The following is a 12,870-nucleotide window of genomic DNA, read 5'->3' on the forward strand; positions in this document are numbered from 1 at the left end:
TTGTTGCAGTTTAAATTCGGTTTCATATTAAGCTATGCAGATATCGATCCTGATGAAAGGAGGATCGAGGTGGACACTGATATGTAAGCCGCTAACTCAAGCCATTGTTGGATAAGGGAAGGTCAATCAGGAACACTGGAATTTGTTTTGAAAAAAAGCTTCTTGTTTAACGATAAAGTGTTACTATTATAAAATATTTCAAATTATTATAATTTTTCTTTTTTCATTATGTTGATTTTAACAGTTTTGGATTGTGGGGGAGATCAATGAAACGTATTCATTATAGCTGGGTCATTTTAATCATAACATTCTTCTCGATTATTGTAGCCGGAATCGTTAGGTCATCATCGGGAGTATTCATCGTACCATTTGAAAATGAATTCGGGTGGGACCGGTCCGTCATTTCTTTAGCCTTTGCCATAAGTCTTTTTCTTTATGGATTATCGGGTCCATTCATGGCCGCACTAATTGAAGTGCTTGGATTGAAGAAAATGATGGTATCGGCCATGTCCACTTTATTGGCAGGGATTCTCCTCACTTTTTTCATGCAGCATGAGTGGCAGCTCATTTTAATTTGGGGAATTATCATTGGATTGGGTTCTGGAGTGTTTTTAACGGTATTGAGCCCATATGTGGCAAATCGTTGGTTCGAGAAGAGGCGGGGGCTGGCGGTCGGGATACTGACGGCAAGTACGGCCACGGGCCAGCTCATTTTGCTTCCGGTTTTAGCCATCATCATTGAGAATTATTCATGGAGATGGGCGATTGGATTAATTTTGTTCCTTAGCTTGATCATGCTGGCAATCATCCTTTTATTCATGAAAAACAATCCGAAGGAAGTCGGGACTCTTCCATATGGATTGGAAGAGGAAAAGCAGGAGACTGTTATAGTCCAAAATAAGAATCCCATCGCCATGGCTTTTCAGTCGTTGATTGAAGCAGTGAGAGTGAAGGAATTCTGGTTATTGGCAGGTAGCTTTTTTATATGCGGACTTTCAACGAGCGGGTTGATCGGGACACATTTCATTTCTTACTGCATTAGTTTTGGTTTACCGGTTGTGACGGCAGCATCTCTGCTATCTTTCATGGGAATCTTTGATTTGATTGGTACGACTGTATCCGGATGGCTATCAGATCGTTTTGATAACCGTTGGCTGTTGTTTTGGTATTACGCTCTAAGGGGTGCTTCCCTCGTATTACTTCCTTTTGCATTAAATGAAGGTTCTATCGGTCTATTGATTATCTTTTCCGTTTTCTATGGCTTGGATTGGATAGCGACCGTTCCTCCGACCATAAGCATTTCAAGGCAAGTATTTGGCATGGAGAAAAGCGGGATCATATACGGGTGGATATTCGCGGCCCATCAGGTGGGTGCAGCAGTGGCGGCGTACGGTGGAGGGCTTATCTTCAAAATATTCAACTCCTATACATGGGCATTCTTCCTTGCAGGAATCTTTTGCTTATTGGGCAGCTTGTTTGTCATATTGATAAAAAAGCACAAAGCGGTCACGAAAGTTAAAGGTGATGCAATGGAGATATAGAAAAGATGTTAAATCTGTATGAATGAAAGAGGGTGTACCTATGAAGGGCGCAATGGTACCATTGCAGGAAAGTAAACGGGTCGTAAGCATCGATATTTTACGTGGATTAGCCATTTTAGGGATATTTTTAGTGAATATGCCTTCTTTCCACTCCCCGCTCTTGTACATAGATGGTGCCGAGCGGTGGGCAGGAGGATGGGATGGGATTTTGTACAGATTCAGTGATATAGTCGCACAGGCCAGCTTTTATCCGTTATTTTCCTTTCTGTTCGGTTTCGGGGCAATCATTTTGGCAGTAAGGAGTGAAGAAAAGGGTATTTCATTTCCGTTACTATATATCAAAAGGCTAAGTTTCCTGCTGATACTTGGCTGTATTCATGCTTTCTTCATCTGGCATGGGGACATCCTCATTAATTATGCAGTATTTGGGTTTGCACTTTTGTTTTTTTATAAGATGAAGGGCCGGAATTTAATTCTGCTTGGCTCGGTTTGTTATGTCCTGCCTTTTGCAATATTGGGTTCTCTATTTCTTATAATGGGCACTTTTGATAGTGAAGGGATGGCGATCACGACTGATTCGGCGATGATGAAACAGTCTTTGGAAGTTTATCAATCTGGTACATTTACGGAACTGATGAGTCAGAGGGCGTTGGATTGGTATATGGTGAACAACCCATTAAATGCCATTATCCTTTTTTTATCGATTTTTCCGTTTTTTTTAATGGGAGCAGGCGTGGCAAAACAAGGCTTTCTCCAAAATCCAACCCAATATAAACGACAATTGAAAGCGATATCGATCGTAAGCTTGCTATTGGGCATTTCAATTAAGATGCTGCCATATGTGACGGTATACCATTTTGGAACGATATTCGTCCAGGATTATTTGGGAGGACCGTTACTTACGATTTTTTATATCACGGCAATCACGCTTTTGGCGGAACGGGCAGGGGCTTCACGCCTGTTACATCCGCTTTCGTATATCGGAAGGATGTCGATGAGCAATTACTTGTTCCAATCGATGGTATGTACGGGCATTTTTTATTCATATGGCCTTGGTTTATATGGATCAGTCTCATATACGACAGGATTTGTTTTTCTAATAGCCCTGTTTTGCCTGCAAATCCTGCTTTCCTTATTGTGGATGGGCCTTTATGAATACGGACCGGTTGAATATATATGGCGTTTTTTTACGTATGGTAAAAAGCCGGTCATGCGCAGGTAGGGACAAGTTAAGAAGAAATGTAAATGATGTTCATTAAATTGTTGGTTTTACCCATTCAGGTGGATACTTAGCTTTGTTTTTTTGTAAAAGCCTATGATATGATGAAATGGAAACTGAACGAGGGGGCAAAAAAATGACACATATGCATATTACAGCTTGGGTTATCGGAATCATTCTTTTCTTTGTCACATATTCGATGCTTAAAGGTGCAAACCCGAAAGCGAAAATGCTACATATGATAACACGGTTGTTCTATCTATTGATTTTCCTTACTGGCGGCATGCTGATCACTGATTTTGGTGCTTACGCAGTAAAAATGATTGTTGGAATCATCGTGATTGCGGCGATGGAAATGGTGCTGGTCCGTACGAAAAAAAGAAAAAGCACAGGTGCCATGTGGATATTGTTCATCGTAGCGCTTGTATTCGTCCTTTATTTAGGACTTTCACTGCCACAAGGAATGGACTTTTTTTAATACAGAATTAAAGACCGGGTAAATGAGGAAATCTCATTTACCCGTTTTTTTTTTTACCCGTTATTGTGAATTCACTTTCTCAATGACGATCCTTTTTCCGGTGTTCAGGGTGAATTCAAAACGATCATGATCCTTTTTCCCGTAAGAAAAATGGTGCTGAACGAGACAAATTTGGCTCTCGTTATCAAAGGTGAAGAAATTCACGCCGGACTGGTTTGGGACGGCCCTTAAAAAAGTGAGCTGGTTATAGCTATATATACAATCATAAATAGAAAAATCAAGTGAATTCAATGTCGTTACAAATTGGAAAAAGGAATCATCGTTCAATTCTTCCAATAAACGTTCAAAAGAGTAGAGCAGTTTTTTGCGTATCCGAATGGGCTCATTTTCCCTTAAGAAGGTGATTTCCCGATGAAGCAGGATCTTTCCCTCTTCCTCAATTACTCCTTGCTGCCAGCGCCCGCCCCTGTACACTTCGATGATGCTGTCAACGTGGTCTTCAATGGAGCAGGCCTCATCTGTTTCATCATCGAAAAAAATCCATTGTTGATTGATATTTTCCACTGTTCCTTCGGTAAAAGCTCTTGTTTGCCTATTCATTAACTTAGTTCGTTGTTGCTGACTCATACATATACCTCCAATAGTGGAATCCTCACCTACTTTTTAGTCAAAATCCAATGAAAATATAACTGTATATTTTAAAATATTATGGACAAATAACCATCTTTCCGTCTTTGCATAGGCTATGTTTAACACGGGATGCTTTGCTCAACAATTCATTAACGACGCCGGGCGTTGTTGGCAGGTGGCCCTACGGAATGATGCTGAGCGATACTTAGGGACTGTAAATCTTTTTAAGACAGGGAGCCAATATATTTTTGATAGTCCGGATAGAAAGGATGAAGTGTAAAATGTGTGGGATAACAGGCTGGGTGCATTTTCAAAAAGATTTACGGACAAAAACGAAAACGCTGGAAAACATGACAAAAACGTTGGCAAAGCGGGGGCCTGACGAAGATAATGTTTGGAGCGAAGCCCATGTTGCCTTTGGTCATAAACGGTTAACGGTTGTCGATGCGGAAGGCGGAAAACAGCCGATGACGAAAAATCATGAAAACGGCAGATATACGCTTTGTTATAATGGTGAGCTATATAACACCGAGGATATTCGTAAACAGCTATTATTAAAAGGATATTCCTTTAACGGTCATTCTGATACAGAAGTTTTGCTAACTTCTTATATAGAATGGAAAGAAAAATGCATTGACTTGTTCAATGGGATTTTTGCGTTTGCGATTTGGGATGAAAAGGAACAGAAATTATTCGTCGGAAGAGATCGCATGGGGGTAAAACCATTCTTTTATGCGGAAAGGGACGGCGGGTTCATTTTCGGATCGGAGCTGAAGGCGATTCTGGCCCATCCGGATGTTAAAACGGAGATTGACCGCGAAGGGTTGTCTGAAGTTTTTGGTGTTGGTCCATCCCGGAAGCCAGGTTCAGGCGTATTTCATGATATCCAGGAATTAAGGCCTGCCCATGCGCTTACTTTATCAAGGAAAGGCCTCCGGATTTGGAGATATTGGAATGTGAAAAGCGAAGAACATCGGGATACGCTTGACGAGACGGCCGAGAGGGTTCGCTTCCTTGTCGAAGATGCAGTGACGCGGCAACTTGTATCTGATGTTCCGCTTTGTACCTTCTTATCAGGAGGGCTTGACTCAAGCGCAATTACGGCCATTGCTGCAAATGCCTATCAAAAAGAAGGGAAAGGCCAGCTTCATACGTATTCCATTGATTATGAGGATAATGAGCGTTATTTCAAGGCAAATGATTTTCAGCCAAACTCCGATGGGTATTGGATTAAAAAGATGTCGGATAGTTTTAACACGGTTCACCATTCATCGGTCATCTCTCAAGAGCAGCTGACAAATTATTTAACGGAAGCTGTCCTTGTAAGGGACCTCCCAGGCATGGCGGATGTCGATTCCTCTTTACTTTGGTTTTGTAAGGAAATCAAGCGGGATTTTGTCGTAGGCCTGTCCGGCGAATGTGCGGACGAAATTTTTGGAGGTTATCCTTGGTTTCACCGTGAGGATGATTTGAATCGTGCTGGTTTTCCATGGATGAGATCTACGGATGAGCGGGTATCTTTATTGAAAACGGGATGGCGCGAGAAATTGAAGCTGGAGGAATATGCCCAGGAAGCTTATTTGGCCACCCTTGCCGAAACGCCTAAATTGGAAGGGGAAAGCGGTATAGCGGCAAAGCGGAGAGAGCTTTTCTATGTGAATTTATTATGGTTCATGACGACGCTCCTTGACCGGAAGGATCGGATGAGTATGGGGGCAAGTCTAGAGGTGCGCGTGCCATTTGCCGATCATCGCCTTGTTGAATATGCATGGAACATTCCTTGGGAAATGAAAATGGAAGGCAACCGTGAAAAGGGTATTCTTAGGAAGGCTTTGGAGGGGTTATTACCGGATGAAGTATTGTATCGTAAAAAAAGTCCATATCCCAAAACCCATAACCCTATATATACAGACAGTGTGCAGGCGTGGTTGAAAGACTTACTGACGGATAATAATTCGATCCTGCATGAATTTTTCGATAAACAGAAGCTAACCGATATAGTAGATTCCAAGGGTGCGGCTTTTAAAGTGCCATGGTTCGGCCAATTGATGTCAGGGCCACAATTGCTCGCGCATTTGGCACAGACCCATGTATGGTTCAAAGAATATGATATCCAAATAATCGAGTGAAAAAAAACGGGGCGGATGATTATCAACGCCCCGTTTCCATTTGCCTAATGATTGATTGCGAGAATTTTATATTGATAACCACCCAATTCAAAATTGCCAACTTGTGTGGTTTCCTTCGTCCTTAAATCCGTTAGTGTACGTCCTTTCAAATCAACAGGAAGGGTAAAGGATTGCTTGACATCGGTCGGATTGATGAGGATCACGACAGAACGTTTTTCATTATACTTTTGGTAAGCCACGATATTTTCGTTTCCGGCTGTATCAAGGAATTTGAACTCCCCGTCATTGGCAAGTAACCGTTCTTCTTTTCGCAAGTGGATCAATGCCTTAATTTCATTGAGTAGCTCGGTGTTTTGTTTTTCTTCTTCCCAGACCATGCATTTTCGGCATCCTGGATCCATGCCGCCGGTTAAGCCGATTTCATCTCCATAATAAATACAAGGGCTGCCATTGAATGTAAGCAGGATTGCGTGAATGAGCTTGGCTCTAGCTAGATCTTCCCCGCAATCCGTGAAAATCCGCGGTGTATCATGGCTTCCAAGAAGGTTGAATGTCACGTCAAAAACATTGGTAGGATAACTGTGATAGATGGCTGTCATTTCTTCAGTGAACTCGCGTGCATTGATGGTTTGTGAAGCGACCAGGCGAAAGACTTGGTTGGTGAAAGGGTAATTCATGACGGCATCGAACTGATCGCCGCGAAGCCATGGCATGGAGTCATGCCAAATTTCCCCAAGAATATAAAGGTCAGGCTTTATATTTTTCACCGTTGTTCGAAATTCACGCCAGAAAGGCTGATCGACTTCATTTGCGACATCGAGCCGCCAGGCGTCTATATCGAACTCCTTGATCCAATAAGCCGAGACTTCGAGCAGATATTCTTTCACCTCCGGATTTGCCGTATTCAATTTTGGCATCGATTCAAAGAAACCGAATGTTTCATAATTGGGCCTTTCCCCTCCCTTAAGAGGGAAGCTGTGAGGGTGGAACCAATCCTTATATTTCGATTTCTCCCCTTTTTCGAGTAAATCCTGGAAAGGGGGGAAATAGTAGCCGCTATGGTTAAAAACGGCATCCAGCATGACCCGTATATTCCGTTTATGGCATTCGGCTATTAGTGTTTTCAATGTTTCCTTCGTTCCGAATTGCGGATCGATACTCCGATAATCAATCGTATCGTATTTATGATTGGAGTAGGCATGGAAGATTGGCGTGAAATAGATTCCGTTGATGCCGAGATTCTCAAGGTAATCCAAATGTTCAATGATTCCTTCGAAGTCCCCGCCAAAAAAATTATCCACCGCCGGTTCTTCACTTCCCCAGGGTTTCACACCTTCGGGGTCGTTGGCGGGGTTTCCGTTCGCGAATCGTTCAGGGAAAATTTGGTACCAAATTGTATCTTTGACCCATTCCGGTGCCCCGAAAACTTCATTTTGATGGAGATAGGGAATCGCGAAATAGCATCCGGGATCTCGGGGAGGCTCTTTGAAGAAGCCCTTTTCCGTGTAAATGGAGCATTCTTCTTCTGCCGATACCTTGAACCCATATCGAATTCTTCGGTAGGGAGGCTTCACATAGATATGCCAATAATCATAACGGGTATCGCTGCCCGACAGACTCATGGGAAGTTCCTCGTACTGCCATTGACCATTATTTGAAATGTAAGGATCCCCAAAAATCAATCCAACTGAGGAGATATCTTGTTTTTTCGTACGTAAGCGGATATGTAGGGTTTCAGTGTTGATAGGATAGCCGTAATTGTCATTAGGTCTATGGTGTATGGATGAAAATTCCATGAAAACCACTCCGATTCTATAAGTTTTGGGACTGTGAAAAAGGAAACTTCCGGCTGTTACGAGGAGGGTCTCTATGAAGTGGTACTAAGCCAGGTAAAGTGCTTTTTCATTTTGGTTATATACCCAATTTCAATTGAAAGAAGCACTTATTAACTAAAAAATAACAAAAATAGTTCATCACTACAAGGAAATAAATACGCCAAGGAAAATGTTGTAAAAATCAAAGCCGTTCATATAATGATAACAATAGCTTTGGTATCGCTTTCATCAATTGGCTTTATTTGAAGTACTGAACTGAAAAACAGTATTATTTGGTGCTTTTGGACATGATAGAATAAACATTGCAAAAAGGAGAATGAAAGTGAAGAAGCTGATTTTTCATTTGTTCATGTCCATATTATTGATTGTTAGTGTAAGTGCTTGCGGATCCAGTTCAGATTTAGAAAATAAAAATAAAGCAGTGAAAGAAGATAAGAAAAAAGAAGACGACGAAGCCAGCAATGAAGCGAAGCCGGAAAAATTGATCATTTGGGAGGAAGAGGGTAAAGCGGAGGCCCTAAAGCCGGTGATTGAAGCCTTTGAAAAAGAATATGGAATCAAAGTTGAGCATGAAGAGGTTGAAATGACTACCGGGATGTATGAACGACTTCGTCGAGATGGGCCAATCGGAAATGGAAAGGCACCAGATGTCGTAACTTTTTCCCATGAAAAGGTCGGGCAAATCGTGAAGGAAGGCTTAATTCAGGAAGTGAAGGTGAAAGATGAGGTATTGAATGCATTCATTGAACCTTCAATTAGGGGGGAGATGTATCAAGATAAGGTTTTTGGATTGCCGAAGTCCGTAACCACCTCCGTCTTCATTTATAATAAAAAATTGATGGCTAAGGCTCCTGAGACGATGAATGACCTTTATAAAATGACGAAGGAATTAAGAAAGCGTAACTTGTATGGTTACTATGCCAAGTGGAATGATTTCCATGATTCGTATGGAGTAATGGCTGGAATGGGAGGTTATATATTTAAAGATAAGAATGGAAAGTTAGACCCTTCCGACATTGGTTTGAATAATAAGGGTTCCATAAAAGGGGCTGGGTACATCCAAAAATGGTATAGGGCGGGTTTGATTCCTAAAGGCGGCAAGGCAGGAATCGAGAAGTTGTTTTTACAAGGTAAATTGGCTTCTATCATGAGTGACGGGAACTCATTCACCGAGCGAAAGGATACAGGAATTGCCCCCATGCCAGAATTGCCCAATGGTCAGCCAATGAAAACGTTCATGGAAATCAAAGGCTGGCATGTAACAGCATTCACAAAACACCCTTATTGGTCTACGAAGTTAGTTGAATATTTGACTAATGATGATAATGCAATGAAGCGTTTTGATTTAACAGGGGAAATCCCACCTAATAAATCAATTAAACACAATGCCGCAATCAAAGAAAATGAAAGGGCACAAGCCTTAAGCATACAATTACAATACGCCGAACCCGTGCCGAATATTCCGGAAATGAATAAAGTATGGGGACCGATGAATTCAGCCATGGATGAAATGACCACTCAAAAAGCAAAACCAAAAAGGGCTTTGGATAAAGCGGTCAAAAAGATAAAAAAAGAACGTTAACCGTGTTCGGCTCTTTTCCAATTCAGTAACCATAACCAGTATCCCCAGTTTGTCCCTTAAGTGTAAAGTTTTTTATAAATTGGATTTGACGTTAAGGGGTCAAAAGGCTAATCTTAAAGGCGTAAAGAGATAGCTAGGAGGAGAACGGATATGAGAAAAAGAGCGTTATCACTCGCTTTAATTCCGCTGCTTCTTTTTTACGCCATTCCAGTAGGAGCAGCTGAAAAAGAACAACGAACTTGGAAGGATGAAATCGTATATTCATTATTGGTCGACAGATTTTTCGATGGGGATACCCAAAATAATGGAGATGCGAACGTGAATGATCCTTCCACGTTTAATGGCGGGGATTTCGAAGGTGTCACGAAGAAACTGAATTATTTAAAAGATATGGGTTATACCGCTATCATCCTTTCACCGATTTTCGCTAATGATGCAAATGGTTATCATGGCGATTGGGTGGCCGATTTTTATAAAACGGATAAACACTATGGGACAATGGAAGAGTTTAAAAAACTCGTGAATGAGGCACATAAACGCGATATGAAGGTGATCATTGATTTTCAAGCAAATAATGTAGGGCCTGAATCCGCGTGGCTGACCGATCCAAAAAAACAAGATTGGTTCCATGAAGAAAAAAAGATTTCCAAGGACGGTAGCCAAACGGATTTGGAAACAGGGTGGGTTGATGGTCTTCCCGATTTGGATCAAGATAATGAGGAAACAAGGAAATATTTACTTGATGCTGCCAAATGGTGGATAACGGAAACCGATATTGATGGATACCGTATAAATAAAGTCCAATACGTAGCAAAAGATTTTTGGAAGGAATTTGTGGATGCAGTCAAATCTGAAAAATCAAATTTCTATACAATCGGCGATGTTCAAGGTGATGCGAAATTGATCTCAAGCTACAAGGAGACGGGTATCGATGCTTTTATGGCTTATCCGCAGAATGCTGAGCTACGTGAAGCATTTGCTGCGCCCGATAAGGAATTGAAACCTGTTTTTAATGCGTTTGCAAAAAGCGAAGATGAATTAGGGGGCAATGCCCATCAGGCATTGTTCATGGACACACAGGAAATGCCCCGTTTTACAAAGGATGCAGCCGATCATAACGAAAATCCAGGCTCCAGATGGAGAATGGCTCTGTCGTATCTTTATACGATGCCAGGGGTGCCTATCGTATTTTATGGATCGGAAATTGCCTTAAATGGCGATATTGCCCCGGATAATCATAAGTTGATGAATTTTAAGACAGAACAGGAATTGGTGGAATATATAACAAAGCTTTCTGATCTCAGAGACATGTACCCAGCATTGGTAAAAGGGGATATGGAGCTTTTATATGAAGAAGGCGGAGCTTCGGTATTCAAGCGTGTGTATGGTGATGAAACGATCGTCGTCGCCATGAACAATACGACTGAAACTCAAACGATAAACCTTGCTGATAAGGAACTTGAAAGTAATAAAGAGTTGAGAGGTATGCTGAATGGGGATCTGGTCCGCAGTAAGGACAACAGCTACTCTATCGTAATCGACAGGGAGACGACAGAAGTCTATACGCTGTCACCTAAGTCGATTATTAATATTCCTTACCTGTTAGTCATAGGATTGGTTCTTCTCATTTTTGGTATATTCATTGCTTTGGTTATTAAACGTTCAAAACGGAATCAACCAAAATAATCATATACCTCTCGATTGTCGGTAGCCGCCAAACATTGTCCCTAAGGCTTTGTGGAAAACAGGATCGGGAGGTTACAGCATGAATAAGACCTGGTGGAAAGAAGCGGTTTGCTATCAAATTTACCCGCGCAGTTTCATGGATAGTAATGGTGATGGGGTCGGAGACATAAAAGGTTTGATTTCAAAGCTCGACTATCTGCAGGAATTAGGGATAGATGTCATTTGGATTTGTCCTTTTTATAAATCGCCCAATGCGGATAATGGCTATGATATTAGTGATTATCAAGCAATTTCCGATGAATTCGGTTCAATCGAAGATATTGATCTGTTATTGAAAGATGTTCATGGACGTGGGATGAAGGTGATACTCGACCTTGTTTTGAACCATACAAGTGATGAGCACCCCTGGTTCGTCGAGTCACGTTCTTCCCGCGATAATCCGAAACGGGATTGGTATATTTGGAGGGATGGCCAGGATGGCCGTGAGCCTAATAATTGGGAAAGTATCTTTTCCGGAAGTGCCTGGAAATTCGATGAAAGGACCAATCAATACTATTTACATCTATTTGCCGAAAAGCAGCCGGACTTAAACTGGAAAAACACTGATGTGCGAAAGGCATTATATGAAATGGTCAATTGGTGGCTCGATAAGGGAATCGATGGCTTCCGGATTGATGCGATCACGCATATTCATAAGCGTGAAGGCCTTCCGGATATGCCCAATCCTTATTGGCATCAGTATGTACCTGCTTTTGAAATGCATACGAATCAGGACGGGATTCTGGATTACCTTCAGGAGTTGAAAGAAGAGACTTTCTCTAAGTATGATATCATGACGGTCGGTGAGGCCAATGGCGTCAGGATAGAGCAGGCGGAAGAATGGGTCGGGGAATCGAATGGGAAGTTCAATATGATCTTTCAATTTGAACATCTTGGTCTATGGAATAGGGGACAGAATCACGCTGTTGATGTTCAAGGGTTAAAGCGAACGATGACGAAATGGCAAAAGGGGCTGAAAAACAAAGGATGGAATGCTTTGTTTTTTGAAAATCATGACCAGCCGAGAAGTATATCCACCTGGGGAAATGATCATCAATATTGGTTGGAAAGCGCAAAAATGATTGGGGCCCTTTACTTTTTCATGCAAGGGACACCTTTTATTTATCAAGGTCAGGAAATTGGCATGACAAATGTCCAATTTGATTCGATTGATGATTATGATGATGTCGGAATGAAAAACTTTTATAGGATAGAGACCTCGAAAGGGCGGCCTCATGATGAGATCATGAACATTATATGGCATAGCGGCCGTGATAACTCAAGAACACCGATGCAATGGAATGATCTTGAAAATGGCGGATTCACTCAAGGAACCCCTTGGATGAGGGTTAATCCAAATTATCGCGCCATAAATGTAGAACAGCAGAAAAATGACCCGTCATCCATTTATCATTTTTATAAAAAGATGATTGAACTTCGAAAAAAACATCAGGTCCTTGTTTATGGGGAATATGAGTTATTATGGGAAGATCACCCTGAACTTTATATTTATACAAGGAGTATGAATGAAAATTCAGTTATGGTAGTATGTAACTATAGTATGAATCACCATCAAATCGACCTTTCTTATTGGGGGGAAATGGAACTCTTGCTGGCTAATTATGAGGATTGTCATGAGGTCCCCCTTATTGATTTACGTCCATATGAAACGAGGATTTATCGTTATTGATTCTATGGACTTGATTGGGAATTAGCCTAAAACCTATGTAG

The 12,870-nt window shown here is 41.5% G+C and carries 9 protein-coding genes; 7 read left to right on the forward strand and 2 right to left on the reverse strand.

Translation table 11 applies throughout. From position 1 onward, the window contains the following. Positions 1-266: 266 nt before the first annotated feature. The 3 genes from OTG27_RS07680 (at position 267) to OTG27_RS07690 (ending at position 3,238) form a co-directional block, all read left to right on the forward strand. A complete protein-coding gene (locus tag OTG27_RS07680; RefSeq protein WP_268936646.1) occupies positions 267-1,541 on the forward strand; it encodes an MFS transporter in 1,275 nt (424 codons plus the stop codon). A 40-nt stretch (positions 1,542-1,581) separates the two neighbouring features. Further along, complete coding sequence (locus OTG27_RS07685) at positions 1,582-2,763, forward strand: DUF418 domain-containing protein (protein ID WP_268936647.1); 1,182 nt, start codon at positions 1,582-1,584, stop codon at positions 2,761-2,763. Between the two features lie 133 nt (positions 2,764-2,896). Beyond that, entirely contained in the window at positions 2,897-3,238 is a 342-nt protein-coding gene (locus tag OTG27_RS07690; protein WP_048686864.1) for a YisL family protein, read from the forward strand. Positions 3,239-3,298: 60 nt separating this feature from the next. Here the strand turns inward: OTG27_RS07690 and OTG27_RS07695 are convergent, their stop codons facing one another. After that, on the reverse strand, positions 3,299-3,865 hold the full coding sequence (locus OTG27_RS07695) for a DUF2777 domain-containing protein (RefSeq protein WP_020018810.1): 567 nt from the start codon (positions 3,863-3,865) through the stop codon (positions 3,299-3,301). 284 nt (positions 3,866-4,149) lie between these two features. Here OTG27_RS07695 and asnB point away from each other — a divergent pair, with 284 nt between their 5' ends. Beyond that, the gene (gene asnB / locus OTG27_RS07700; protein WP_057275829.1) at positions 4,150-5,997 is read left to right on the forward strand and encodes an asparagine synthase (glutamine-hydrolyzing); all 1,848 of its coding nucleotides are present in this window, start codon (positions 4,150-4,152) and stop codon (positions 5,995-5,997) included. Between the two features lie 44 nt (positions 5,998-6,041). Here the strand turns inward: asnB and OTG27_RS07705 are convergent, their stop codons facing one another. Beyond that, a complete protein-coding gene (locus OTG27_RS07705) occupies positions 6,042-7,793 on the reverse strand; it encodes a glycoside hydrolase family 13 protein (protein ID WP_098864164.1) in 1,752 nt (583 codons plus the stop codon). Positions 7,794-8,154: 361 nt separating this feature from the next. Here OTG27_RS07705 and OTG27_RS07710 point away from each other — a divergent pair, with 361 nt between their 5' ends. The 3 genes from OTG27_RS07710 to OTG27_RS07720 all read left to right on the forward strand — a co-directional run bounded on the left by OTG27_RS07710 (position 8,155) and on the right by OTG27_RS07720 (position 12,829). After that, positions 8,155-9,414, forward strand: a complete 1,260-nt coding sequence (locus tag OTG27_RS07710) for an extracellular solute-binding protein (protein ID WP_268936648.1) — start codon at positions 8,155-8,157, stop codon at positions 9,412-9,414. Between the two features lie 150 nt (positions 9,415-9,564). Continuing rightward, positions 9,565-11,100: an alpha-amylase family glycosyl hydrolase gene (locus OTG27_RS07715; RefSeq protein ID WP_268936649.1), complete on the forward strand. Its 1,536-nt coding sequence runs from the start codon at positions 9,565-9,567 to the stop codon at positions 11,098-11,100. 79 nt (positions 11,101-11,179) lie between these two features. After that, a complete protein-coding gene (locus OTG27_RS07720) occupies positions 11,180-12,829 on the forward strand; it encodes a glycoside hydrolase family 13 protein (RefSeq protein ID WP_268936650.1) in 1,650 nt (549 codons plus the stop codon). Positions 12,830-12,870 lie beyond the last annotated feature (41 nt).

Origin of the sequence: Peribacillus sp. AS_2, assembly GCF_026891895.1 — a bacterium.
Taxonomy (GTDB): Bacteria; Bacillota; Bacilli; order Bacillales; family DSM-1321; genus Peribacillus; species Peribacillus frigoritolerans.

Bases quoted from the DNA above. Each gene is read 5' to 3' on its own strand.
- OTG27_RS07715 (WP_268936649.1), top strand. From the start codon at position 9,565: ATGAGAAAAAGAGCGTTATCACTCGCTTTAATTCCGCTGCTTCTTTTT.
- OTG27_RS07720 (WP_268936650.1), top strand. From the start codon at position 11,180: ATGAATAAGACCTGGTGGAAAGAAGCGGTTTGCTATCAAATTTACCCG.
- OTG27_RS07690 (WP_048686864.1), top strand. From the start codon at position 2,897: ATGACACATATGCATATTACAGCTTGGGTTATCGGAATCATTCTTTTC.
- OTG27_RS07680 (WP_268936646.1), top strand. From the start codon at position 267: ATGAAACGTATTCATTATAGCTGGGTCATTTTAATCATAACATTCTTC.
- OTG27_RS07695 (WP_020018810.1), bottom strand. From the start codon at position 3,865: ATGAGTCAGCAACAACGAACTAAGTTAATGAATAGGCAAACAAGAGCT.
- OTG27_RS07685 (WP_268936647.1), top strand. From the start codon at position 1,582: ATGAAGGGCGCAATGGTACCATTGCAGGAAAGTAAACGGGTCGTAAGC.
- asnB (WP_057275829.1), top strand. From the start codon at position 4,150: ATGTGTGGGATAACAGGCTGGGTGCATTTTCAAAAAGATTTACGGACA.
- OTG27_RS07705 (WP_098864164.1), bottom strand. From the start codon at position 7,793: ATGGAATTTTCATCCATACACCATAGACCTAATGACAATTACGGCTAT.